Annotated in this window: 22 protein-coding genes; 7 read left to right on the top strand and 15 right to left on the bottom strand. The window is 73.5% G+C overall.

Annotation, left to right across the window (positions count from 1 at the left end):
• The first annotated feature begins 9 nt into the window (after positions 1-9).
• On the top strand, positions 10-1,122 hold the full coding sequence (locus tag PV342_RS14710; protein WP_391578426.1) for an aminotransferase class V-fold PLP-dependent enzyme: 1,113 nt from the start codon (positions 10-12) through the stop codon (positions 1,120-1,122).
• Positions 1,123-1,381: 259 nt separating this feature from the next.
• Here PV342_RS14710 and PV342_RS14705 read toward each other — a convergent pair whose 3' ends face one another.
• The 3 genes from PV342_RS14705 to PV342_RS14695 are packed head-to-tail and all read right to left on the bottom strand — an operon-like array spanning position 1,382 to position 3,955.
• Complete coding sequence (locus PV342_RS14705; RefSeq protein WP_386990879.1) at positions 1,382-2,359, bottom strand: ABC transporter ATP-binding protein; 978 nt, start codon at positions 2,357-2,359, stop codon at positions 1,382-1,384.
• The gene (locus PV342_RS14700) at positions 2,359-3,162 is read right to left on the bottom strand and encodes an ABC transporter permease (protein ID WP_500317385.1); all 804 of its coding nucleotides are present in this window, start codon (positions 3,160-3,162) and stop codon (positions 2,359-2,361) included. The genes PV342_RS14705 and PV342_RS14700 overlap by 1 nt, the downstream gene beginning before the upstream one ends.
• Positions 3,155-3,955: an ABC transporter permease gene (locus tag PV342_RS14695; protein ID WP_018564009.1), complete on the bottom strand. Its 801-nt coding sequence runs from the start codon at positions 3,953-3,955 to the stop codon at positions 3,155-3,157. The genes PV342_RS14700 and PV342_RS14695 overlap by 8 nt, the downstream gene beginning before the upstream one ends.
• 272 nt (positions 3,956-4,227) lie before the next feature.
• On the opposite strand from PV342_RS14695, the gene PV342_RS14690 reads away from it, so the two are divergent.
• The gene (locus tag PV342_RS14690) at positions 4,228-6,459 is read left to right on the top strand and encodes a transglycosylase domain-containing protein (protein WP_400805498.1); all 2,232 of its coding nucleotides are present in this window, start codon (positions 4,228-4,230) and stop codon (positions 6,457-6,459) included.
• Between the two features lie 84 nt (positions 6,460-6,543).
• Here PV342_RS14690 and PV342_RS14685 read toward each other — a convergent pair whose 3' ends face one another.
• The 3 genes from PV342_RS14685 to PV342_RS14675 form a co-directional block, all read right to left on the bottom strand.
• Positions 6,544-6,864, bottom strand: coding sequence for a DMT family transporter (locus PV342_RS14685; RefSeq protein WP_361002094.1), 321 nt, complete (start codon positions 6,862-6,864; stop codon positions 6,544-6,546).
• Between the two features lie 103 nt (positions 6,865-6,967).
• Positions 6,968-7,306, bottom strand: coding sequence for a GroES family chaperonin (locus PV342_RS14680; RefSeq protein ID WP_026251892.1), 339 nt, complete (start codon positions 7,304-7,306; stop codon positions 6,968-6,970).
• Positions 7,307-7,316: 10 nt separating this feature from the next.
• A complete protein-coding gene (locus PV342_RS14675; RefSeq protein WP_018564005.1) occupies positions 7,317-7,640 on the bottom strand; it encodes a DUF3618 domain-containing protein in 324 nt (107 codons plus the stop codon).
• Between the two features lie 100 nt (positions 7,641-7,740).
• Here PV342_RS14675 and bcp point away from each other — a divergent pair, with 100 nt between their 5' ends.
• Positions 7,741-8,208 (top strand): thioredoxin-dependent thiol peroxidase, encoded by a 468-nt coding sequence (gene bcp / locus PV342_RS14670; RefSeq protein WP_500317384.1) that lies wholly within the window; start codon positions 7,741-7,743, stop codon positions 8,206-8,208.
• Between the two features lie 20 nt (positions 8,209-8,228).
• Here the strand turns inward: bcp and PV342_RS14665 are convergent, their stop codons facing one another.
• Both PV342_RS14665 and PV342_RS14660 read right to left on the bottom strand, forming a co-directional pair.
• Positions 8,229-8,870 (bottom strand): class F sortase, encoded by a 642-nt coding sequence (locus tag PV342_RS14665; RefSeq protein ID WP_400805494.1) that lies wholly within the window; start codon positions 8,868-8,870, stop codon positions 8,229-8,231.
• A gap of 4 nt (positions 8,871-8,874) precedes the next feature.
• Positions 8,875-9,879: a hypothetical protein gene (locus PV342_RS14660; protein ID WP_500317382.1), complete on the bottom strand. Its 1,005-nt coding sequence runs from the start codon at positions 9,877-9,879 to the stop codon at positions 8,875-8,877.
• Between the two features lie 193 nt (positions 9,880-10,072).
• Here PV342_RS14660 and PV342_RS14655 point away from each other — a divergent pair, with 193 nt between their 5' ends.
• Both PV342_RS14655 and PV342_RS14650 read left to right on the top strand, forming a co-directional pair.
• Positions 10,073-10,852 carry an HAD-IIA family hydrolase gene (locus PV342_RS14655; RefSeq protein WP_018564002.1) on the top strand — a complete coding sequence of 260 codons (780 nt, stop codon included), beginning with the start codon at positions 10,073-10,075 and terminating at the stop codon, positions 10,850-10,852.
• 165 nt (positions 10,853-11,017) lie between these two features.
• On the top strand, positions 11,018-12,424 hold the full coding sequence (locus tag PV342_RS14650) for a hypothetical protein (RefSeq protein ID WP_400805491.1): 1,407 nt from the start codon (positions 11,018-11,020) through the stop codon (positions 12,422-12,424).
• On the opposite strand, the gene PV342_RS14645 is transcribed toward PV342_RS14650, so the two are convergent.
• The gene (locus tag PV342_RS14645) at positions 12,408-13,355 is read right to left on the bottom strand and encodes a hypothetical protein (protein WP_500317379.1); all 948 of its coding nucleotides are present in this window, start codon (positions 13,353-13,355) and stop codon (positions 12,408-12,410) included. The two genes, PV342_RS14650 and PV342_RS14645, sit on opposite strands and share 17 nt — an antisense overlap.
• Positions 13,356-13,388: 33 nt before the next feature.
• A complete protein-coding gene (locus tag PV342_RS14640; protein WP_400805487.1) occupies positions 13,389-14,588 on the bottom strand; it encodes an ROK family transcriptional regulator in 1,200 nt (399 codons plus the stop codon).
• A 47-nt stretch (positions 14,589-14,635) separates the two neighbouring features.
• Between PV342_RS14640 and PV342_RS14635 the strand changes: the two genes are divergently transcribed.
• Positions 14,636-15,706: a Gfo/Idh/MocA family oxidoreductase gene (locus PV342_RS14635; RefSeq protein WP_500317377.1), complete on the top strand. Its 1,071-nt coding sequence runs from the start codon at positions 14,636-14,638 to the stop codon at positions 15,704-15,706.
• Between the two features lie 73 nt (positions 15,707-15,779).
• Here the strand turns inward: PV342_RS14635 and PV342_RS14630 are convergent, their stop codons facing one another.
• From PV342_RS14630 to PV342_RS14620, 3 genes are all read right to left on the bottom strand, one after another.
• Positions 15,780-16,328, bottom strand: a complete 549-nt coding sequence (locus tag PV342_RS14630; protein WP_400805483.1) for a hypothetical protein — start codon at positions 16,326-16,328, stop codon at positions 15,780-15,782.
• Between the two features lie 128 nt (positions 16,329-16,456).
• On the bottom strand, positions 16,457-16,810 hold the full coding sequence (locus tag PV342_RS14625; RefSeq protein ID WP_392614485.1) for an STAS domain-containing protein: 354 nt from the start codon (positions 16,808-16,810) through the stop codon (positions 16,457-16,459).
• 152 nt (positions 16,811-16,962) lie between these two features.
• On the bottom strand, positions 16,963-17,703 hold the full coding sequence (locus PV342_RS14620; protein WP_400805481.1) for a GAF and ANTAR domain-containing protein: 741 nt from the start codon (positions 17,701-17,703) through the stop codon (positions 16,963-16,965).
• Between the two features lie 172 nt (positions 17,704-17,875).
• On the opposite strand from PV342_RS14620, the gene PV342_RS14615 reads away from it, so the two are divergent.
• Entirely contained in the window at positions 17,876-18,913 is a 1,038-nt protein-coding gene (locus PV342_RS14615) for a glycoside hydrolase family 6 protein (RefSeq protein WP_400805479.1), read from the top strand.
• A gap of 21 nt (positions 18,914-18,934) precedes the next feature.
• Here the strand turns inward: PV342_RS14615 and glxA are convergent, their stop codons facing one another.
• Both glxA and PV342_RS14605 read right to left on the bottom strand, forming a co-directional pair.
• Positions 18,935-20,863 carry a radical copper oxidase GlxA gene (glxA, locus tag PV342_RS14610; protein WP_400805477.1) on the bottom strand — a complete coding sequence of 643 codons (1,929 nt, stop codon included), beginning with the start codon at positions 20,861-20,863 and terminating at the stop codon, positions 18,935-18,937.
• Entirely contained in the window at positions 20,860-22,662 is a 1,803-nt protein-coding gene (locus PV342_RS14605) for a glycosyltransferase family 2 protein (RefSeq protein WP_400805475.1), read from the bottom strand. The genes glxA and PV342_RS14605 overlap by 4 nt, the downstream gene beginning before the upstream one ends.
• Between the last annotated feature and the right edge of the window lie 164 nt (positions 22,663-22,826).

Raw genomic sequence — 22,826 nt, 5'->3', positions numbered from 1 at the left:
GCGACACCCATGACGGACCACGCGGGCGGGCTGACCGGCTACGCCGAGCACTTCGGCGAGCCCGAGGGCTACCTGGACTTCGCCCGCTACGGTCCGCCCTCGCGGGACGTGCTGGACGCGACGGCGGCCGCCCTGGCGGCGTCGGCGGAGGCCGACCACACCACCGTCAACGACCTGATGCGGGCCGAGCCCCGGGCCCGGGCCGCGGCGGCACGGCTGGCGGGCACGGACACCGGGCACGTGGCGCTGCTGCCCAACGCCTCCACCGGGATCTTCCACGCCGCCTTCGGCGTGCCCGGCGGCGCCGTCCTGGTGCCGTCGGCCGACTTCCCGGCCAACCACTACCCGTGGCGGCGTGCGGCCGCCCTGGGCCGGGCGGTGCCGCGCTGGCTGGACGGCGCGCCGACCCCGGACGCGGTGCGCGGGGCGCTGACGGACGAGGTGGTGGCGGTCTCGGTCAGCGCCGTGGACTTCCGCACCGGCTACCGGGCCGATCTGGCGGCGCTGCGCGAGGTGATCGGCGACCGGCTGCTCGTGGTGGACGCGATGCAGGCGTTCGGCGTCGTCGAGCTGCCGTGGCAGGCGGCGGACGTGGTCGTGGCGGGCGGCCAGAAGTGGCTGCGGGCCAGCTGGGCGACCGGTTTCGCGGCGCTGTCGGACCGGGCCCTGGAGCGGCTTGAGCCCACGCTGACGGGGTGGACCGGGGTCGAGGACGTCGCCGTCTTCGACGACACCGAGCACCCGGTGGCGCCGGACGCGCTGCGCTGGAGCATCACCAATCTGAGCCCGGTGACGGCGGCGGCCTTCGCGGCGGCACTGGAACTGGTCGAGGGCGTCGGGGTCGCCGCGATCGAGGGGCATGTGGCACGCCGGGTCGACGAGCTGATCGACGTGGTCCGCTCGGCCGGCGGGCAGGTGCTGTCCCCGGTGGCCCGTGCCGAGCGGGCGGGCATCGTGTCCTTCGCGGTGCCCGACGTGGACCCGGCCCAGGTCGCCAAGGCGCTGCACGAGCACGGGGTGACCCCGTCGGTGCGGGCGGACTCCGTGCGGCTGTCGGCGCACGCGTCGACCACGGCGGGCGCGGTCGAGCGGGTGCGCGCGGCGCTGGCCTCGCTGCGCTGACCCGCCGCGCGGGACCCCGCCCGGCCCGCCCCGGTCTGCCGGGCGGCTCCGGCCGGGAACGCCCCGGTGCCGGGGGAGGCTCCTCCGGACGACGGGCGGCCGCCGCCGAAGGGCCCCGCGCCCCGCAGGTCGCGGCGCCCGTCCCGTCGCCCTTGCCGGCACGGGGCACCCGGGCGCCGCGTGGAGGGGCAGGCGAGCCTGCCGGGCCCGCGACGATCGTGGCCGCGGCAGCCGCCGGGGCTGCCCGCGGCCGGCGGCCTCAGGCGGGGGCGGCGCTGCTCGCCGCGTACATGCGGGCGATGACGTCCTCGATGGCGGGTTCGCGTACCGACAGGTCGACGACGCCGTGCCGCGCGGCGAGTTCGGCGACCAGCGGTGCCGCGCTGGCGGCCGCGGGGAAGGCGATCCACTGCCGGGGGCCTTCGACGCGTTCGCAGCGCGCGCCCGGCAGTTCCACCGGCGGCAGCTCCCGTTCGAAGTCGACGACGAGGGTGCGCTCGCTGTCGCCGGCGGCGTGCAGCCCGTCGAGGCCGCCGTCGTACACCAGGCGGCCGTGGTCGATGACCATGACGCGGCCGCACAACTGCTCGATGTCGGTGAGGTCGTGGGTGGTGAGCAGCACGGTGGTGCCCTGCTCGGTGTTGACGGTCCGCAGGAACGCGCGGACCTTCGCCTTGCTGACGACGTCCAGCCCGATGGTCGGCTCGTCGAGGTAGAGCACCTCGGGGTCGTGCAGCAGCGCCGCGGCGATGTCGCCGCGCATGCGCTGGCCGAGCGAGAGCTGCCGTACGGGGACGTCCAGGAGCGGCGCGAGGTCGAGCAGGCCGACGCAGCGGTCGAGGTTGCGGCGGTAGCGGGCGGCGTCGATGCGGTACATGCGGCGCACGAGTTCGTAGGAGTCGCGCAGCGGCAGGTCCCACCACAAGGTGGTGCGCTGGCCGAAGACGACGCCGATGCGGCGGGCGAGCCGGGTCCGTTCGCGGGAGGGGTCGATGCCGGCGACGCGCAGGCGGCCGCCGCTGGGGGTGAGGATGCCGGTGAGCATCTTGACGGTGGTGGACTTGCCGGCGCCGTTGGGCCCGATGTAGCCGACCACCTGGCCGGCGGGGACGGTGAAGGAGATGCCGTCCACGGCGCGCACCTGCCGGCGCTCCCTGCGCAGCAGGCCGGTGCGGCGGCGTACGTCGAAGACCTTCTCGACGCGGTCGAGTTCGATGAGGGCGGTCATGTCGGGCATCAGCTCCCGGTGCTCCGGTACGAACGAAGGCCCGCCCGCCAGGCGGCGCCGGACAGGGCGCAGCAGGTGACGGCGACCAGGGGCGGGGTGAAGTCCACCCAGCCGGGCAGGCCCAGGGGGTCCTGGCGGCCCAGGATGCGCAGCGCGGGCAGCCAGTTGACGAAGGCGAGGGGCACCACGAAGGTGACGCCGCGCACGAGTTCCTTCGCGAACACCGACGGCGGGTACTGCAGCAGGGTGGCGCCGCCGTAGGTGAAGGAGTTCTGCACCTCCGAGGCGTCGCCGGCCCAGAACTGGAAGGCCGCGCCGGCGACGAAGACCGCGCCGAAGATCCCGGCGCCGCTGAGCAGCATCATCGGCAGCAGCACCAGGTCCAGGGCGGTCCAGTGCAGTTCCAGACGGGTCACCGACCAGCCCAGGACGAGCAGTCCCTGGACGATCCGGCCGATCCGGCGCAGCGCGAAGCGGTCGGCGGCGACCTGGGCGAGGACGGGCACGGGCCGTACCAGGAGGGTGTCGAGCGTGCCGTCGCGGACCCGGCCGCCGAGCCGTTCCATGCTGCCCAGGGCGAGGTCGGCGAGACCGAAGGCGGTGCCCGCGGTGCCGTAGAGGAAGGCGACCTCGGCAAGGGAGAAGCCGCCGAGCCGGTCGACCTGGGAGAACATCAGCAGGATCGCGAGGAAGTCCAGGCCGGTGGCGGCGAAGTTGACGGCCGCGCTCATCACGAACGACGCCCGGTACGCCAGGGCCGAGCGGGTCCACATCCACACGATCAGCCCGTAGGCGCGCAGTGCCTCAGCCACCCTGGACCACCACCTTGCGGGTGGCCGCGGACTGCAGCAGCCGCCCCGCGCCGAGCAGGAGGACCGCCCAGGTGGCCTGGAAGGCCAGGGCGGCGGCGAGGGCGCCGCCGGTGTGCCGGCCGAGCAGGATGTCGGCGGGCACCTGCAGCAGCGCCGACCAGGGCAGCAGCAGGGCGATCGAGGAGAGGCCGCCGGGGAAGGCGTTGAGGGGAAGCAGCATGCCGGAGAAGAAGAGGGTGGACAGGCCGGAGACGGCGACGATCCCGGTGCCGTCCATGAGCCAGAAGACGCTGAGGACGACGAGGTAGCGCAGGGCGAAGCTGACGAGGACGCCGAGGGCGACCGACAGCAGGAAGAACGCCCAGGTGGCGGGGGAGGCGGGGAGGGCGAGGTCGAAGGCGAGGGCGCCGCAGGCCATGGGCACCGCGCCGCGGGCGAGCAGCTGGTAGCCGGCCCGGCCGAGGTCGGCGGCGAGCCACCAGGCCTGCAGGTCGGCGGGGCGGTGCAGGTCGACGGCGATGTCGCCGCTGCGGACCCGCTCGATCAGTTCGTCCTGGAAGCCGCCGCCCATGAGGGAGGACGTCGCGAACAGCGCCTGGCCGATCCAGACGTACGTCAACGCCATGGACTGGTCGTAGCCCCCGAGGTGGGGCCGTTCGTGCCACAGGGCGATATAGGTGTATGCGGTGATGAAGCCGAAGACGGTGTTGGTGAAGACGCCGGCCGCGGTGGCCACCCGGTACGTGGCGTGGCGCCGGAAGCCGCTCGCCGCCACGGTCGCGTACAGGCGCATGGTCCCTCCTTCCGGTGTGGGGAACGGGTTCGCCCGTCCGCGCGCAAGCGCCCGACCTTACTCGCGGTGACCGCCGTCTGCCACGGAGTTTTCACCCGGCGGGGTGGAGGGCGTCACGCTTTCGGCCTGTCACAGGCTTGTCACGGATGCACGGCGATGACCCATTTTGTCCTGATGGTGGGAAAGTGTCCGCCGGGTCGTACGGCACGATTGACCCAAGATGTTCCCGCCGCGGCACAACCCTCGGCGGCCGCGGAGGAGTCAGTACAGACATGAGCAGCAGCAACGCTTCCCCCGGCGGCTGGGAGAACCAGCCCTCCGGCAAGAAGCCGAAGCGCACCGGTGCCCGCAGGCTGATCCCGAGCTGGCGTGCGGTGCTCGGCGCGTTCCTGCTGGTCGTGCTGGCGTGCGCGGGGGCGTTCATCATCGGCTACCAGCTGGTCGACATCCCCAAGGCGAACGCGGGCGCGGTCGCGCAGAGCAACGTCTACCTGTACTCCGACGGCACCCAGCTGGTCCGCGACGGCGCGGTCAACCGCGAGAACGTGGGCCTGGACCAGGTGTCCGAGGTCGCCCAGCACGCCACCCTCGCCGCCGAGGACCGCAACTTCTACCACGAGTCCGCGGTCAGCCCGAAGGCGATGCTGCGCGCGGGGTGGAACACGGTCACCGGCAAGGGCAAGCAGTCCGGTTCGACCATCACCCAGCAGTACGTCAAGAACTACTACCTCAACCAGGAGCAGACGGCGGTCCGCAAGGCCAAGGAGTTCTTCATCGCGATCAAGCTGGACCGCGAGAAGACCAAGGAGGAGATCCTCGAGGGGTACCTCAACACCAGCTACTACGGCCGCAACGCCTACGGTATCCAGGCCGCCGCCCAGGCCTACTTCGGCAAGGACGCGGACGAACTCGACGCCGCCGAGGGCGCGTACCTGGCGACCCTGCTCAACGCGCCCAGCGAGTACGACATCGTGGCCCACCCGCAGAACAAGGCCAAGGCGGAGGCCCGCTGGGACTACGTGCTGGACGGCATGGTCAAGGAGGGCTGGCTGAGCGAGGGCGAGCGCGCCGGGCTGCAGTTCCCGAAGCCGCACAAGGCCAAGGCCGCCACCGGGATGTCCGGCCAGCGGGGCTACCTGCTCGAGGCCGTCAAGGACTACCTGTACGAGGCGAAGATCCTGGACGAGGAGACGCTGCGCTCCGGCGGGTACCGCATCACCACCACCATCGACCGCAAGAAGGAGAAGGCCTTCGTCAAGGCGGCCGAGGAGCAGCTGCTGGACAAGCTCAAGCCGAAGGTGCGCAAGGCCGACAAGTACGTGCGGGTCGGCGGGGCGTCCATCGACCCGGCCACGGGCAAGGTCGTCGCGATGTACGGCGGCGTCGACTTCACCAAGCAGTTCGTCAACAACGCGACCCGCTCGGACTACCAGGTGGGCTCCACCTTCAAGCCGTTCATCTTCGCCTCCGCCGTGCAGAACGACTCCACCACCCAGAGCGGCCGGCGCATCACCCCGTACACCGTCTACGACGGCCGCAACAAGCGCGAGGTGATCGGGCCCGACGGCCCCACCGGCTACGCCCCGGCGAACGAGGACGACGTCTCCTACGGGTCGATCACGGCCACCAACGCCATGGACAAGTCCGTGAACTCGGTCTACGCCCAGATGGCGCAGGACGTCGGCCCGGGCAAGGTCAACGACACGGTGCGGGCGCTGGGCATGCCGGAGAAGGTGAAGCTGGTGACCAGCCCGGCGATGGCGCTGGGCACGATGACGGCGAGCCCGCTGGACATGGCGCAGACCTACGCGACGCTCGCCAACCACGGCCGGTACGTTCCGTACACCATGGTCGTGAAGATCACCAAGAACGGGCAGGACGTGCAGCTGCCCACCCGCCGGCCCACGCAGGCCGTGCACCGCGAGGCCGCCGACACCACGACCTCGATCCTGCGTTCGGTGGTCCGGGGCGGCACCGCCACCGCCGCGCAGGCGGCGGGCCGGCCCGCCGCGGGCAAGACCGGCACGGCGGAGGAGGACAAGGCCGCCTGGTTCGCCGGCTACACCCCGGACCTGGCGACCGTCGTCGCCGTCATGGGCCAGGACTCCCAGACCGGCGCGCAGAAGAAGCTGTACGGCACCACGGGGCTGGCCCGCGTCAACGGCGGCGGGTATCCCACGCAGATCTGGGCCCAGTACACGGCCGACGCGCTGAAGGGGAAGCCGGCGAAGAACTTCAAGCTGCGGCTGGAGCCGGGTGCGCAGGCCCCGCCGACCACCGCCCCGCCCACCACCACGGCCCCGCCGACCACCACCGCCCCGCCGACCATCACCGCCCCGCCGGCGTCCTCCGAGCCGCCGGGCACGGAGGAACCGCCCACCAGCGAGGAGCCGAGCGAGCCCGGCGGTCCGACCAGTCCCGGCGAGGACGGCGGCACCGACGACGGCGGACTGCCCATCGGCGGCCTGGACGGCGACCCCGGCGGCGGGGACGACTTCCCGTAGCAATGGACCGCACCGGGCGCCGCCGGGGACCTCCCCGGCGGCGCCCGGTGCGTTGCGTTGCGCTGCGACGCGGTGCGGCGCCGCTCAGTGCCCCGAGGTCGCCTTCAGGCCGACCACGGACACCAGCAGCAGGCAGATGAAGAAGATCCGGGCGGCGGTCGCCGGCTCGCCCAGCACCACGATGCCGAGCACGGCCGCGCCGGCCGCGCCGATCCCGACCCACACCCCGTAGGCGGTGCCGATCGGCAGCGTCCGGGCCGCGTACGACAGCAGCAGCATGCTGGCCACGATGCCGAGCCCCGTGCCGACGCTGGGCCACAGCCGGGTGAAGCCGTCGGTGTACTTCATGCCGACCGACCAGCCGACCTCGAGCAGGCCGGCGGCACACAACAGGACCCATGCCATGACGGGCACCTCCACGATCCTCGGGGGGTCAGGGGGTGCGTCGTCTTTGCATGGGCCCTGGTACGGCGCGTCTCGTCAGGGTACGGACCCGACGATAACAAATTCAGAGGTACAGGCCGGTGGAGTCCTCCGAGCCCTGCAGCCGCTCCGCCGCCACCGCGTGCAGGTCCCGCTCCCGCATCAGTACGTACGCCGTACCGCGCACCTCGACCTCGGCCCGGTCCTCCGGGTCGAAGAGCACCCGGTCACCGACCTCCACGGTCCGTACGTTCTGCCCCACCGCGACCACCTCGGCCCAGGCGAGCCGCTTGCCGACGGCCGCCGTGGCGGGGATCAGGATGCCGCCGCCGGAGCGCCGCTCGCCCTCGGGGACGTCGGAGCGCACCAGCACGCGGTCGTGCAGCATGCGGATGGGAAGCTTGTCATGCGTATTCGAACTCACAGGTACGACGTTACCGGCGGCGCCGGCGCAGCGAGAGCCCGGCCACCACCGCGACCAGTGCCACCGCCGCCACCGCGACCGGCACGATGCGCTCCACGCGGGGCGCGCCGTCCTCCGCCACGAAGTGGCCCCGCAACTCGGTCACACCCCGGTTCACCGCCACGTAAGCGCGGCCCGCGGTGCGGTCCACCGCCGAGCTGACCTTCGCCTTGGCGTCCGCTGCGATCGTGCTGGGATGCACCCGCACCGCGATCTCGTCCAGCGTCGCGGCCAGCGCCTGCCGCTTGAGGGCGATGTCCGCCTCGATCTGAGCAGGGCTCCTGCCATCCGACACTGCTCCGCCTCCATCATCCTTGTCGACCGGTACCGTGCAGACAGTCTGTCAGCCCGCCCGTGCCGATGCCCGTCGGCACCCCGAACCGGAGAACTGCACCATGAGCGAGCGCCTCCAGCCCGGCGACACCGCCCCCGCCTTCACCCTTTCCGACGCCGACGGCAACGAGGTCTCCCTCGCCGGCCACGCGGGCCGCAAGGTCATCGTGTACTTCTACCCGGCCGCCCTCACGCCCGGCTGCACCAAGCAGGCCTGCGACTTCACCGACAACCTCGACGTGCTCGCGGGCGCCGGCTACGACGTCATCGGGGTCTCGCCCGACAAGCCGGAGAAGCTGGCCAAGTTCCGCGAGAAGGAGTCCCTGAAGGTCACCCTGCTCGCCGACCCCGACAAGTCGGTGCTGACCGCGTACGGCGCCTTCGGCGAGAAGAAGCTGTACGGCAAGGTCGTCACCGGCGTGATCCGCTCCACCGTCGTCGTCGACGAGCAGGGCAGGGTCGAGCACGCCTGGTACAACGTCAAGGCCACCGGGCACGTCGCCAAGCTCATCCGCGACCTCGGGGTCTGACGCCCCGTCGGCCGAAACGGTCACGCCCGGGTGTGCGAGCCGGTCAGCGCCGCGTACACCACGACGTTCGCCGAGTAGGACTGGGTGGCGTGGTCGAAGGTGCCGCCGCAGGTGATCAGCCGCAGCTCCGGGCGGACGCCCGAGCCGTACACCCGGTCCGGGCGGAAGCCCGTCTTGTCGACGATCTCCACGCCCTCGACGGCGAACTCGGCGACCGAGCCGTCCGAGCGGGTGACCTCCACCAGGTCGCCCTGCGTGACCGTGCTCAGGGCGTAGAAGACCGCCGCCTTGCTGCGGGTGTCGACGTGGCCGACGATCAGCGCCGCCCCCGCGTCCCCGGGGGCGGGACCGCGCCCGTACCAGCCCGCGACGTCCGGCGTGCTGAACGGCGGCGGGTCCACCGCGCCGTCGGCGGTGAGCCCGCGCTCCACCAGCTTGGCGTGGATGCCCGCCGAGCGGATGTCGATCCGCAGCGGGCGCGCCGGGGGCAGCGGCGTGTGCGCCGCGTACACCTGGGCGGGCCGCCCGGCGGCCCCCGCTGTCGCGGCCGGCGCGGGGGCGCCGACCGCGGAGCCCGGCAGGCCGGGGTGGACGTATCCGTTCAGCCACGCCGCGGAGAGCACCACGGCGGCCGCGAGGGCCGCGACGGTACGCGCCTGCACCGGGTCAGTCCCGGGTGCGGCGGCGGTGCACGACCAGCCCCGCGGCCCCTGCCACGGCCAGCACGCCGGCCGCCACGACGCCGGGTACGCCCGCGGGCTGCTGCTCCGCGGCGGCCTGATGGGCCGCCATGGCGCCGCCGCCCGCGGGGACGGGAGCGGACGGGAAGCCGGAGGCGGCCTCGGTGACCGCGAGCGTGCCTTCGTGGGACTTCCCGTCACAGGTGATGGAGACCCGGTAGGAGCCCGGGGTCAGCCCGGAACGGACCACCGCGGAGGCGTACATCCCGCCGTCGCTCGCCGGGGCCAGGGTGACCGGGGTGACGAACGCGGAGGAGCTGACGGTGCCGGTCTTGGCACGGTCGCACTGGTCGGTGCGGACGTCGACGTCGGCGCCGGGGCCGGCCGTGCCCGGGGTGATCCTCACCGGGCCGCTGCCGACGCCCCCGACGCCCCCTACGCCGCCGACGCCTCCCACGCCGCCGGTGCCTCCCACGCCGCCGGTGCCTCCCACGCCGCCGGTGCCTCCCACGCCGCCGGTGCCTCCCACGCCGCCAACGCCGCCGGCGCCTCCCACGCCGCCGACCCCGCCCGTGCCGCCGTCGTCCGGACCGCTGCCCGAGCCGTTGTCCTGGCGGCCGTCGTCGTCCCGTCCGGAGCCGTCGCCGCCGTCATTGTCGCGGCCGGAGTCGTCGTCATCGTCGTTGTTGCTGTTCTGGCGGCCGTTGTCGCGGCCCGAGTCATCGTCGTCGTCATCGTCGTTGTTGCTGTTCTGGCGGCCGTTGTCCCGGTCGTCGTCGCCGTTCGTGCCGAACTGCAGGAGGGGATTGCCGCTTCCGCCGTCGTCGTCCCCGCCGCCCCCTCCACCGCCCCCGCCGAACTGGAAACTGGTCCCGCTGGAGTCGTCGTCCGGCCCGTCGTCCGCCACGGCCGCGGGACCGCACAACACGATCAGCGTCGCCGCGGCGGCGGCACACAAGGGAACGCGGGCGGCCCCCAAGACAGAGCCCATGATCACAACCTCCACTCACCCGGGCTCATGCCGTCGGATTGGTCGGCCCCGGTGTTTCGAAGGTCCCTTCCCGGGCGGGCCTTCGCATGCGGTGGTGCTCCGGACGGGTCGGGGGGTCGCCCGGACCGGCGAACCCGGGGCGGACACCGCGCGCATGTGCACAGGTCACCCGGCCGGACTAGAGTCCGCAGCCATGACAGCGCGCAAGCCCATCGAATCCTGGCTCACCGACATGGACGGCGTCCTCATGCACGAGGGCATCCCGGTGCCCGGCGCGGACGCCTTTATCAAGCGGCTGCGGGACTCGGGCCGCCCGTTCCTCGTCCTGACGAACAACTCGATCTACACCCCCCGCGACCTGGCGGCGCGGCTCAGCCGTATCGGCCTGGACGTGCCGGCCGAGAACATCTGGACCTCGGCGCTGGCCACGGCCCGCTTCCTGGACGACCAGCACCCCGGCGGGACGGCGTACGTCATCGGCGAGGCCGGCCTCACCACGGCCCTGCACGACGCGGGGTACGTGCTGACCGACCACGAGCCCGACTTCGTGATCCTGGGCGAGACGCGGACCTACTCCTTCGAGGCCCTGACCAAGGCCATCCGCCTGATCAACGCGGGGTCCCGGTTCATCGCCACCAACCCGGACAACACCGGTCCCTCGCCCGAGGGGGCGCTGCCCGCCACCGGCTCGGTGGCCGCGCTGATCACGAAGGCGACCGGGAAGGACCCGTACTTCGTCGGCAAGCCGAACCCGCTCATGATGCGCACCGGCCTCAACACCATCGGCGCGCACTCCGAGACCTCCGCGATGATCGGCGACCGCATGGACACCGACGTACTGGCGGGCCTGGAGGCCGGGATGCAGACCTTCCTGGTGCTGACGGGCCTGACCAGGTCGGGCGACATCGACCGCTTCCCGTACCGGCCGACCACCGTCGTGGACTCCATCGCGGACCTCGTCGACCTCGTCTGACGACGGCGTGCCCCCGGCCGCGACCGGCCGGGGGCGGCGGGGCGGTGCGAGGCCTCCAGGACGTGAGACGTTCACCGGTCGATCACCGGACGGGCGGCGGGAGTTGGGTACGGCGGAGCAGGCTCTCCCCGCATTTCCGCAGCGATCTTGGAAGGGCCTCCACCGATGCTGTCCCGCACCCGCACGGCCACCCTCGTCCCCGGCGCGGTCGCCACCGTGCTCGCCGCCGCCCTGGTGCCGCTCCTCGGCACCCCGGCGGGTGCCGCCTCGTACGGCACCCCGACGATCTCCCTGTCCGCCGCCTACCTGTCGGGCGCCGTCGGCGCCACCGGCGACCCGGCCGTCACGGTCACCGTCGCGCAGAGCGGCGCGGACGCCTCGGCGCTCACCGTGGCCGCCTCCGCCAGCACCAGGGCCTCGGTCGCCGGCACCGGCGACGTGACCGTCACCGGCACCGGCGGCACCCGCATCCTCACGGTCGTCCCCCGCGCCCGCGGCTACGCCGACCTGACGGTCAAGGTGACCGGCCTCGGCGGCAAGACCGCCACCAAGACGCTGCACTTCGCCGCCTCCGCCGCCGTCACCCACGCCGCCGACACCCGCTACACCACCGGCTCCAGCGACGCCTCCGCGGCCGTGGACGCCGGCGGCGGCTACATGGTCGTCGCCGACGACGAGAGCAACGTGCTGCGGCTGTACCGGCGCGACGGCTCCGGCGCCCCCGTGCGCACCTGGGACATCGGCTCCAAGGCCGGCGCCTCCTCCGAGATCGACATCGAGGCCGGCACCCGGGCGGGCGACACCATCTACTGGACCGGCTCCATGGGCAACAACAAGGACGGCGAGGTCAAGGCCGACCGCTCCACGCTCTTCGCCACCACCGTCACCGGCAGCGGCGCCGACACCCAGCTGACCGTCTCCGGTTACTACGAGGGCCTGCGCGCCGACCTGATCGCCTGGGACAAGGCCAACGGCAACCGCTACGGCTTCGCCGCGGGCGCCGCCTCCGGCGAGATACCCAAGGCCGTCGACGGTTTCAACGCCGAGGGCATGGAGTTCGCCCCCGGGTCCACCAGCACCGCCTACATCGGCTTCCGCGCCCCGCTGGTGCCCCCGGCCTCCGGCGGCAAGGCCCTGCTGGTGCCGGTCACCAACCTCGACAAGCTGGTCGGCGGCAGGCCCAACACCTCCGTGCACGCCACCTTCGGCACCCCGGTCACCCTCGACCTCGGCGGCCTCAGCGTCCGCGACATCCGCCGCAACGCCGCCGGGCAGTACCTGATCCTGGCCGGCTCCTGGGCCGCCGACGACAACAGCGACCCGTACGCCCTGTACTCCTGGGACGGCACCGCCGGCAGCGCCCCCGTCAGGCTGCTCGACCTGCCCACCGCCGACCCCGGCGCCTGGGAGGCCATCGTGGACGTCCCGGACCTCACCGCGGCCGGTGCCCGGGCGCAGCTGATGACCGACAACGGCGCCGCCGACCTGTACGGGGACGGCGAGGAGGCCAAGGACCTCGGCCGCCCCGAGTGGCAGAAGTCCCGCAGCACCTGGTTCACCCTCGGCGGCTGAACCTCAGGGCCGCACCGCCCACGACCATGAGCACCCCGGCGCCCGTGAGCATCAGCGCGGGCGCCCGGTGCGGGTCGCCGGTGGCGGCGAGGCCCGGGGCGGCGCGGGGGGCGGTCTCACCGCCCTTGCCCGGGACGGGGGCGCCCCCAGGGTCGTCCGACCCCGGTCCGGTCCCTGGCCCTGTCCCCGGTCCGGCCTCCGGCCCTGTCCCCGACGAGGGCTCCGGCCCTGTCCCCGACGGGGGCTCCGGTGCCGGCGAGCCGCCCGGCAGCGTGTCCGGCCCCTGCCCGGGTCCGGTGCCGGTGCCCCCGTCCCCGCCGTCCGGCAGGCCCTCCTCGCCGGTCCGGCCGGGGCGCGGGGACTGCGGCCCGGTTGTGGCGTCCCGGGACGGCACGACGTCGAAGTCGTAGCCCTCGGACTCCCCGACCCATTCGCCGTCCTCACCGCGGCGCTCCATGATCGTGGCCGACGCCGTGACCCGTCCGGCGGGCGCCGGCGCGGTGAAGCGCAGCCGCAGCGCGATCGACACCTTCCGGCGCGACGGCAGTGTGGTGCCCGGCCCGTTCTCACCGCCCACCACGGCGATGTTCTCGTCGTTGTCCGTGTGCTGGACGGCCACCGGCCGCCAGGAGCCGTCGCGTGCGTTCCCGGCTTTCGCGACGGGGTCCGCCACCCGGTACTCCAGGAGGATCTGGTCGGCCGTCAGCCGCCTTCCCCGGTCGACGAAGACGAGCACCGGGTGGACGTCGCGCAGTCGCTCGCGCGAGGTGTTCTCCAGTTCCACCCGGAACTCCCGGGGTCCGGCCCCCGCCGTGTAGGTGTGGGGGCCGCCCAGCAGCCGGGCGGTCACCGGGAAGGCCTCCGCGGCCGCCTGGGGGGCCGCCGCCACGATCGCGGCCGTCGCGACGGCCAGAGCGCTGCACCACCTCATGGGCAGTGAAGCTCTCACGGTCATCCGCTGATATCACCGCGCGACGCCGTGGCGGCCCGCCCCCCGCACCCGTACGGGCGGCCGGCCCACCGCCGTCTGGCCGAAGAGCGGCGCGAGCGCCAGCAGCGCGGCCCCCTCGGCGACCACGCGCCGCCCGGCCGGGGCGACGGTGACCGGCACCGTGCGTCCGGCCGCGCGCAGGGTCCGAGGGTCCATGGCGGCGGCCACCTCGCGCGCGAACAGCCCGGGGTCCGCCAGCACCGTACGGCCGCCCAGCACCACCCTGTCGAGGTCCAGCAGGGAGACCAGATTGGCGGCGCCGACGCCGAGCAGCCGCGCCGCCTCCGCCGCGTCCCCGCGGCCGACGGCGGCCAGGCACAGCGCCTCCAGGCAGCCCCGGTTGCCGCAGGCGCACACCGGGCCGTCCGGGGCGACCGCCTGGTGACCGAACTCACCGGCGCCGGTGCGGGCGCCGCGGTGCAGGGCGCCGTCGAGCACGAGGCCCGCGCCGAGCCCCGTCCCCAGGTGCAGATAGCCGAACGAGTCCCCGGCGCCCTGGCCCGGCCCGGCGCCGGCGGCCGCGTCCCCGCCGGGCGGGAGCACGGCGAGCGCCGCCGCGTTGGTGTCCTTGTCCAGCACGACCGGCAGCCCGAGCCGTTCGGCCAGCGCGTCGCGCAGCGGGTAGCCGTCCCAGCCCGGCAGGCCCGTGACGCGGTGCAGCACCCCCGCGGCGTGGTCGAGCGGGCCCGGGCAGGCGAGCCCCGCGCCCAGCACCGCCCCGTCGGCGCCGGGCGTGGCCCGAACGGTCTTCCGGACCAGCCCCGCCACCGCCTCCAGCACTTCCCCGGCCGGGCGGCCGAGGTCCAGCGGCAGGGTCCTGGCGTCCGCCACGCCGCCCGCCAGGTCGGCGAGCACCACCGTCAGTTCGTCGCGGTCGAGGTGCACCCCGGCGGCGTACCGGGCGCGGCGCGCCAGCCGCAGCAGGGTGCGCGGCTTGCCGCCGGTGGGGGCGCCGCGTCCCGCCTCGTCGACCAGCCCGTCCGCCCGCAGCCGTGCGGTGATCTTGCTGACGGCCTGCGGGGTGAGCCCGGTGCGCTCGGCCAGTTCGAGACGGCTGATGCCGGTCCCCGCGCCGACCGTCGCCGTCCGCAGCAGGCCCAGGACGAGGGCGGTGTTGTGGCTGCGCAGCGCGGGCAGGTTGGCCCCGGAGATTCCCCTGTTCACGTCCCCCATTGTCGGGCTCCCTTGCACTTTGGCAACAGCGTTGCTTAAGTGGTCGCATGTCTCCCGCACCCCTTCGCGTCGGGCTGGTCGGCTACGGTCTGGCCGGTTCGGTCTTCCATGCCCCGCTGATCGCCACCACCGACGGCCTCGTCCTTGACACCGTTGTCACCAGCAACCCGGAGCGCCAGGCGCAGGCCCGCGCCGAGTACCCGGACACCCGTCTGGCCGACCACCCGGACGAGCTGTGGAAGCGGGCCGGCGAGCTCGACCTGATCGTCGTGGCCTCGCCGAACAGGACCCACGTCCCGCTGGCGACCGCCGCGCTGGAGGCCGGGCTCGCGGTCGTCGTCGACAAGCCGGTCGCCGGCACCGCGGCCGAGGCGCACGCCCTCGCCGACCTCGCCGACGAGCGCGGCCTGCTGCTCTCGGTCTTCCAGAACCGCCGCTGGGACAACGACTTCCTCACCCTGCGCGGGCTGCTGGAGCGCGGCGAACTGGGCGACGTGTGGCGCTTCGAGTCCCGCTTCGAGCGGTGGCGGCCGAGCCTGAAGGGCGGCTGGCGCGAGTCCGGCGACCCCGCCGAGGTCGGCGGCCTGCTCTACGACCTGGGCAGCCACCTCGTCAACCAGGCGCTCACCCTCTTCGGCCCCGCCGTCAGCGTGTACGGCGAGCTGGACGTGCGCCGGCCCGGCGCCCAGGTGGACGACGACGCCTTCGTGGCCGTCACCCATGCCGGGGGAGTGCGCTCCCACCTGTGGATGAGCGCCACCACCGCGCAGCTCGGCCCCCGCTTCCGGGTGCTCGGCAGCGCCGCCGGTTACGTCAAGCACGGCCTGGACCCGCAGGAGGCCGCGCTGCGCGACGGCGCCCGTCCCGCGCCCGGCGCCGTGTGGGGCACCGAACCGGAGGCCGAATGGGGCCTGCTGGGCGCCGGCGACGACGTGCGCCCCGTACCCACCCTGCCGGGCGGGTACCCCGCGTACTACGCCGCCGTCGCCGCCGCGCTGCGCGAGGGCACCGCGCCGCCGGTCACCGCCCGCGAGGCCGCCGACGCGCTCACGGTCATCGAGGCGGCCGCCGTCTCGGCCCGCGAGGGACGGACCGTGACGCTCACGCCGAAGGTCTGACCCCCGCGCCTTTCGAGGTGTACAGCGCCCGGCCCGCGGTCCGCTCCTCCCGGAGCCGCCGGCCGGGCGCTTCTCACCCTCGGGCGCCGGGACCGCGGGAGTGGTCCGACGCGTCAGGGGAGGGGCGGTGGGGTCGCCCCGGACCGTCCGGTTCGGGCAGCCGGGCGCGGAAGCGCACCAGCACCGCGCCGTCCGCGGTGTGGTGCACCCGCACCCCGTCCAGCGGCTCGCCCGTCCCGGAGCCGGTCAGCGCGCGGCAGAGGCGGGTGGGGCCGTCCGGGGCCGGCGGCTGCGGCGGTACGCCGACGAGCCCGCCGGGCGGCCGCTGGTAGCCGGCGTCCGTCACGCACACCGAGCAACGGGCGCCGTCCACGCCCAAGGTGACGCGGAACCGGCGCGCCTGCCCGTACGCGACGACATAGCCGCAGGCGACCGCGACGGCCTCGGCCACCCGCGTCGCCGCGGAACCGTACGCCAGGGTCTCCAGCGCCGCCCCGCTCATCCGGGCGGCCAGGGCGTCGCTGCCGGGGGCGCGTTGCAGCGAGAAGGTCCAGGAGACGTCGAGTGCGGATCTGCGCGGATCGGACAGGGACAGTCGTGAGGAGGCCGCGAGCTTGGCCATGGCCGGACCACGTCCTGAAGGCGTAGGAGGCACTTCCGGCGACCGGGGTCCTGGGCCGCCCTGTCAGGCTAGAACACCTGAACGCGGCCGGGCTAGGCCGTGTCGGGGGCGCGTGTGCGGCGCGCGCGTCAGGCCGCGGGCTCCGGCCAGTCCGGCAGGATCGTGAAGCACCGGGTCAGCCGCGTAGCCCGCAGCGTGCGCAGGGTGAACTCGTCCCGGCACACCAGCCGTACGCGCCCGGAGTGCTCCTCGGCGCGGCGCCGGGCGCGCACCAGCGCCGACAGGCCGCTGCAGTCGATGAACTCCACCGGCCGCAGGTCCACCACGATGTCCGGGCGGTCGGCCCCGGTCAGCGCGTCCAGGGCGGCGGACACCCCCGGCGCGGTGAGCACGTCCACCTCGCCGCCGAGCGTCACGAGGGTGCTGGACCCGTCGGTGCGCCGGTGGATCCGGGGCGTGGTGTCTGTGGCGTCGTCGGACATGGGACGTCTCCGGGAACGGGAGCCTGGCGAGTGCGGCAGGGACGGGAACGGGACGGGACGCCACCGGGGTCCGGGGTGGTGGGTCCAGCCTATGCCCGGCGCGCGGGCACCGGCCCGGCCGAGGACGAATACCGGACGTCCCCGCCCGCGGATCAACTGCCGCGCCCCCGAAGGGCGTCGGTGTCGACCGTGCCGTCCACGACGCCCAGGGCCAGTTTTGCCAGCCGTACCCGGCGGGTGCGCGCGTTCCGCCGCAGCGCCGTGAACGCCTCGTCCACGCCGACGCCCCAGCGTTCCGCCAGCACGCCCTTGGCCTGCTCCAGCACGACCCGGCTGTCCAGCGCGGCCTGCAACTGGGCGGCCAGCGACTCCTGGCGCTGCCGGGTCCGCTCCTGGAGTATCCCGATGGCGGCGGCGTCCGCGAACGCCCGGGCCAGTGCCACGTCGGAGCCCGGAGGATCCCCGGGCGCCCCTCGGAACAGGTTCAGCGCGCCGATCACCTCCGCCCGGCGCCGCAGCGGTACGGCGTACGTGGCGTGGAAGCCGCGGTCGCGGGCGAGCGGGGCGAAGCGCGGCCAGCGGTCGTCGCAGCGTGCCAGGTCGGGGGCCGTGACCACGTCGCGGCCGCGGTAGCAGTCCAGGCAGGGTCCCTCCTCCCGCTGACGCACCAGGAGTTCGCCCGCCCCGCCGCAGCCGGCCGCGGTCCGCAGCTCGCCGCGCCCGTCGTCCAGCAGCAGCCCAGCCGCCGTCACGTCCAGCAGTTCCACGCAGCGGTCGGCGACCCGCTCCAGGAAGACCCCCACGTCGAAGTCAACGTCCAGGGTGTCGGCAAGCTCCACGAAGACCTCGGCGAGCCGCAGCTCGCGCGCCCTGTGCGTCGGGTGCTCTGTCACGTCCGGCTCCAGCCCTCGGCGGCCACGGTTTCGCCGGGGGATTCTGCCATGGGAACAAGGCGCGGCATTCGACCTCAAAGACGCCGACTGACCCGATACGAGGGCCTGTTGAGGGTTCGGTATGTCAGGATTGGCGGCGACCGGTCTCGTCCCGCCATCCAAGGGGGAGTGGATGTTCGGCACCAACACCGGCCAGCTGCGCAGAGCGGCCTGCGCCGTGTCCGCCGCCGGACTGCTCTCCGCGGCGCTCGGCGGCTGCTTCGGCACCGGCAAGCCCGGGGGGAGCCAGGGCAAGGGCGGCGGCGGCAGCCCCGACACCATCAGCACCGCGGGCGCGCCGTTCTGGGTCAACCCCGACACGCCCGCGGCCCGTCAGACGGCGCAGTGGCGCAAGAACGGCCGGGAGGGCGACGCCGAGCTGCTGGAACGCATCGCCGGCCGGCCCGTCGCCGAGTGGATCGGCCAGGACGACGCCGGACAGCGGGCCCGGCGCTACACCGAGGCCGCCGCGCGCGACGGCCGGGTCCCCGTGCTCGTGCTGTACAACATCCCGCACCGCGACTGCGGCCAGTACTCCCAGGGCGGCGCCGCCGACGGCGCCGCGTACCGCGCCTGGGTGGACGAGGTCGCGGCCGGCATCGGCGACCGCGAGGCGCTGGTGGTGCTCGAACCCGACGCCCTCACCCACATCGTCGACGGCTGCACACCGGCGGAGTTCCACGACGAGCGCTACGCCCTGCTGACCCACGCCGTGGACGCCCTGGGCGCGTTGCCGCGCGTGCGCGTCTACCTCGACGCCGGCAACGCCGGCTGGGTCAGTGATCCCGCGCGCCTGGCGGGCCCGTTGCGGGCGGCCGGCATCGCCGGGGCCGACGGCTTCGCCCTCAACACCTCGAACTTCTACACCACCGCCGCGAACACCGCGTACGGCAGGAAGCTGTCGGCGCGGCTCGGCGGCGAGCACTTCGTCATCGACACCAGCCGCAACGGCCGCGGCCCCCTCGACGGCGCCCACGACGAGGCCTGGTGCAACCCGCCCGGCCGGGGACTGGGCACCCCGCCCACCACCGACACCGGTGACGAACTCGTCGACGCCTACCTGTGGATCAAGCGCCCCGGCGACTCCGACGGCACCTGCAAGGGCGGGCCGCAGGCCGGTGACTGGTGGCCCGAGTACGCCCTGGGACTGGCCCGGCGCGCGGCCTCCTGACCGCGCGCCGGGCCCCTCCCGTCAGGTCACCCGCACCCAGCGCGCCTCGGAGGGCGTGCCCTCCTCGTCGGTGACGACCAGCATGTACCAGCCCGGCGGCACGATCGACGGGTCCTCGGGGACCGTCACGCTCACCGACTCCTCGCCGTGCTCCACGTCCAGCGCGATTGACCGCTGCTCCACGTCGGTGGCGTGGGTGACCGCGCTCGGCCGCATCAGCCGCGCCGTCTCGATGTGCTCCGCGTACGCGGTCGCGTAGGTGGCCGTACCGCCGCGCCGGACGGCCACCGGGCCCGCGCCGAGCGAGGGCCGGGAGTCCCGGTAGTGGTACGGCGGGGTGTAGACCTCGATCCGCTGCTCGAAGAAGCCGGGCTTGGTGTCGGCCGCGTCGCCGAAGAGCGGGTTGGAGCCGAAGACCGCGACCCGGCCGTCGGGCAGCAGCAGCGCCTCGGAGTGGTAGTTGCGGCCCACGGACGGGGCGGCGGCCTCGCGGAAGGCGTTGTCCGCCGGGTCGTAGATCTGCGCCCGCAGGATGTCGCTGCCGCCGCGGCCCCGGTAGTCGCGGGAGCCGCCGGTGGTGAACAGGGTGTCGTCCGGCAGGATCACCGTGTTCAGGTAGCGGGTGGGCTCGGGCAGATCGGGACCCCGCGTGTACCGCGGGTCCGCGGCGTCCAGGTCCACCACGGCGGTGCGGGTGGTGGAGGAGCGCGACTCGCCGACCCCGCCGCCGCCCAGCACCATCACCTTCTGGTCCTGCGCGGGCGGCAGCAGCACCGAGCCGGCCGTCTCCAGGTCCTTGGCGTCCTTCAGCCCGTGGACCTCGGTGAAGCGGTTGGTGCGCAGGTCCCACACGCCCGGGACCCGGCCCTCGTCGGCCGGCCCGTACCCCGCGTTGGCGCCCGAGTAGAAGACCTTCCCGCCCTTCATCAGGAAGAGCGCCGGGTAGGTGGGGAAGTAGCGCTCGGTGGTGTACGTCCACCTCCGGGTCCCCGGGTCGTAGATCTCGTTCTTGCCGGGGACGACCTGGCCGATGTCGTCCAGCCCGGAGACCGAGAGCACCCGGCCGTCGGCGAGGGTGACCAGCGTCGGGTACCAGCGGGCCTCGTTCATCGGGTCGACCGGGACGTAGCGCTCGGCGACCGGGTCGAATTCGTAGGCCTGCCTGATCCCCTGGAAGTCCTTCTTGTCGAGGCCGAGCTTGGTGGCCAGCCCGTAGAAGTTCTCCCCGTCCTCGCCCGGCAGCCCCTGGATCGTGTACTGCGCCGCGGTGTTGACGATGCCCTTCTCGCCCTTGACCAGCGACTGCACGAACACCCGAGCCTCGCTCGCCGTCACGGTGACCTTGCCGGTCCGGGCGTCGACGGTCTTCTTGGCGCGGGGCACGTTGACGGGGAACTCCGACCGGAAGGAGCGGCCGTTCTCGTTGTTGACGAAGACCGTGCCCTTCGGGAAGTTCCGCGGCTTGTCCGGGTCCTCGTTCTTGATGAGCATCGCGCCGCCCGCCCGGTCCACGGCCTCCTTGAGCTTCTCGTAGCGGGCGGTGCCGCCGGCCACCAGCAGTGTCCCGTCAGCCAGTTGCGTGTGCCCGGCGCAGAACATGTCCTTGGGGGTGTCGATCTCCCTGAAGGTGTTCTCGGCCGGGTCCCAGAGCACGCTCTTGAACGACTTGGCCTTGAAGTTCCGCTCGTCGTTGCCTGAACCGGCGATCAGCAGCACCTTGCCGGTGCGCAGCAGCGCCGCGTGGATGGCGTTGACGCGGAACTCCTCCGGGACCTCGACCAGGTCCCAGTGGCCGAACTCGGCCTTGTACCCGGGCTGGTTGATCTTGTAGTCGTGGTACTTCGCGGTGGAGTAGCCGTAGATCGCGGGCGCGTTCATGCCCGCGAGCACACCCACGGCCGCACCGCCGACGGCCATCTTCCGCAGTCTGCGGCCGGGTCGGTAGCTCATCGGGCGGCACTCCTGGAACGTACGAGGGACAGGGACCAGACGGCGACCGGTGCCAGCGCCAGGAGGAACGCCAGCGTGGCCCACGTGCGCATCGCCACGTGGGTGTGGCCGTTGAGGAAGCTGGCGGCGAGCGAGCCGCCGAAGACGAGCAGCCAGAACAGGTGGATGCGGAAGGTCGACAGCAGCCGGTCCGGGCTCGCGGAGTCCCCCTTGGGGGTGACCACGAATCTGCTCTTGCGCCGCAGCACCGCGTCCATCAGCGAACGGGCGTAGATCGGCGCGGACAGCGCCGACATCACCATGCCCGCCGCGCCCGAGGAGCCCTCCGGTTCGTGGGGGCTGACGTTGTGCCGCCGGTTCCAGACGTACAGGCCGATCTGCAGTGCCGCGGCGTCGCTGTACAGCATCATCCAGACCTCGGAGTCGATCTGGATGCCGGAGGCGCCGAGACCGAGGAAGAGCGCGCAGCTGAGACCGCCCAGCACCCAGTTGACCGCCGTCATGGGGTAGTAGACGACCATCAGCGAGTAGTTGAGCAGGCGCCCGGGGGAGAGGGTGAACGGCACCTTCCAGAACTGCTTGATGAGCGTCTCGTAGGTGCCGCGGCTCCAGCGCAGCTGCTGGGTGAAGAAGTCGGTCCAGGAGGACGGCCCCTCGCCGACGGCGAGGACGTCCGGGGTGTAGACCGAGCTCCACTTGCGGCCCGTGGAGGGGTTGCGGTGCCGGTGCAGTTCCAGGCCGGTGGCCATGTCCTCGGTGATGGAGTCGTACAGCCCGCCCACGCTCTTGACGGCGCTGATGCGCACCGCGTTGTTGGTCCCGACGAACATGGGGGATCCGTAGCGGTTGCCGGCCCGCTGGATGAGCGCGTGGAAGAGGAACTGCTGGCTCTCGGCGGCCTTGGTGACCGCGCTGTCGTAGTTGCCGTAGACCTGCGGCCCGACGACGAAGGCGACGTCCGGGTCGCGGAAGTAACCGAGCATCCGCTCCAGGAAGTTGGGGAGCGGGACGTGGTCGGTGTCGACGGAGGCGAAGAAGTCGTAGTCGTCGCCGTGGGCGTCGAGCCAGGCGTTGTAGTTGCCGTGCTTGGTGCGGGCGCGGAAGGCGCCGCTGGGCCGGTTCCAGCGTTCGACGCCCTTGCGGGTGAAGTGGCGTACGTTCAGGCGCTCGCACAGGCGCTTGACGTCGGGGTCGTCGCCCTCGTCCAGGAGCCAGATGTGCAGGGTGCCGCGGTGGCGCAGGCGGACCGCGGCCTCCAGGGTCGCCCGCACCATCGCCAGCGGTTCCTTGCCCGGGACGAAGGTGGTCACGAAGGCGACCTTGCTGCCCTTCTCGGGGACCACGGGTACCGGATCGCGCGCGACGAGCGTCGCATGGGCGTTGGACGTCACGTTGATCAGCCGGAAGAGCTCGATCAGGCCGATGGATATCAGCATCACGGCGTCGCAGGCGACCATCCAGCCCGGCGCGTTCTCCCGGCGGGTCCAGTGGGCCGGCTGCATCAGCCAGACGAGCAGCACCGCCGAGAGCACCGGGGCCGCGCCGAGCAGCAGTGCCGCGCGTATCCGGTGGGGCTCCTCCGAGAGCAGGCTGCGGTACTTCACCCGGTACGGGACGCCGGGCTCCGGTTCGGTGAGCGGGCCCGCGAGTCTGCTGTAGTGCTCGTAGTCGTAACGGGGCGCGACCGCGCCGGGGTCCGGCCGGGACGGGCCGGAGCGGGACTGCTGGGGTATGACGGGCACGGGTGTTCCGGCCCGAGGGTCGGTCGTGTACTGCTGGGCGCCGGGTGTCGGCGGCATGTGGATGCTCCCCCCGAAGCATGTCGCGCCGCTGTCGCGGCGGTGTTGGTGCCCCGGGCGCTGCGGCCCCCCGCCCCCGGGGCATGCGTGGGCGTTCTGTGGCCTCCGGGTCGCGTGAGGCTGGCTATGACTCGTCAACGACCGGACGACCGAGAGGTAACGCC

Origin of the sequence: Streptomyces sp. PA03-3a (genome assembly GCF_033792735.1) — a bacterium.
In the GTDB taxonomy this organism is placed as follows: domain Bacteria; phylum Actinomycetota; class Actinomycetes; order Streptomycetales; family Streptomycetaceae; genus Actinacidiphila.
The sequence above is the reverse complement of the archived record's forward strand: the minus strand, read 5'-3'. Positions and strand labels throughout refer to the sequence as shown.

Excerpts from the sequence above, each read along its gene's own strand:
- PV342_RS14710 (WP_391578426.1), top strand. The coding sequence starts at position 10 with ATGACGGACCACGCGGGCGGGCTGACCGGCTACGCCGAGCACTTCGGC.
- PV342_RS14705 (WP_386990879.1), bottom strand. The coding sequence starts at position 2,359 with ATGCCCGACATGACCGCCCTCATCGAACTCGACCGCGTCGAGAAGGTC.
- PV342_RS14695 (WP_018564009.1), bottom strand. The coding sequence starts at position 3,955 with ATGCGCCTGTACGCGACCGTGGCGGCGAGCGGCTTCCGGCGCCACGCC.
- PV342_RS14690 (WP_400805498.1), top strand. The coding sequence starts at position 4,228 with ATGAGCAGCAGCAACGCTTCCCCCGGCGGCTGGGAGAACCAGCCCTCC.
- PV342_RS14685 (WP_361002094.1), bottom strand. The coding sequence starts at position 6,864 with ATGGCATGGGTCCTGTTGTGTGCCGCCGGCCTGCTCGAGGTCGGCTGG.
- bcp (WP_500317384.1), top strand. The coding sequence starts at position 7,741 with ATGAGCGAGCGCCTCCAGCCCGGCGACACCGCCCCCGCCTTCACCCTT.
- PV342_RS14660 (WP_500317382.1), bottom strand. The coding sequence starts at position 9,879 with ATGGGCTCTGTCTTGGGGGCCGCCCGCGTTCCCTTGTGTGCCGCCGCC.
- PV342_RS14655 (WP_018564002.1), top strand. The coding sequence starts at position 10,073 with ATGACAGCGCGCAAGCCCATCGAATCCTGGCTCACCGACATGGACGGC.
- PV342_RS14650 (WP_400805491.1), top strand. The coding sequence starts at position 11,018 with ATGCTGTCCCGCACCCGCACGGCCACCCTCGTCCCCGGCGCGGTCGCC.
- PV342_RS14645 (WP_500317379.1), bottom strand. The coding sequence starts at position 13,355 with ATGAGGTGGTGCAGCGCTCTGGCCGTCGCGACGGCCGCGATCGTGGCG.
- PV342_RS14640 (WP_400805487.1), bottom strand. The coding sequence starts at position 14,588 with ATGGGGGACGTGAACAGGGGAATCTCCGGGGCCAACCTGCCCGCGCTG.
- PV342_RS14635 (WP_500317377.1), top strand. The coding sequence starts at position 14,636 with ATGTCTCCCGCACCCCTTCGCGTCGGGCTGGTCGGCTACGGTCTGGCC.
- PV342_RS14630 (WP_400805483.1), bottom strand. The coding sequence starts at position 16,328 with ATGGCCAAGCTCGCGGCCTCCTCACGACTGTCCCTGTCCGATCCGCGC.
- PV342_RS14625 (WP_392614485.1), bottom strand. The coding sequence starts at position 16,810 with ATGTCCGACGACGCCACAGACACCACGCCCCGGATCCACCGGCGCACC.
- PV342_RS14615 (WP_400805479.1), top strand. The coding sequence starts at position 17,876 with ATGTTCGGCACCAACACCGGCCAGCTGCGCAGAGCGGCCTGCGCCGTG.
- glxA (WP_400805477.1), bottom strand. The coding sequence starts at position 20,863 with ATGAGCTACCGACCCGGCCGCAGACTGCGGAAGATGGCCGTCGGCGGT.
- PV342_RS14605 (WP_400805475.1), bottom strand. The coding sequence starts at position 22,662 with ATGCCGCCGACACCCGGCGCCCAGCAGTACACGACCGACCCTCGGGCC.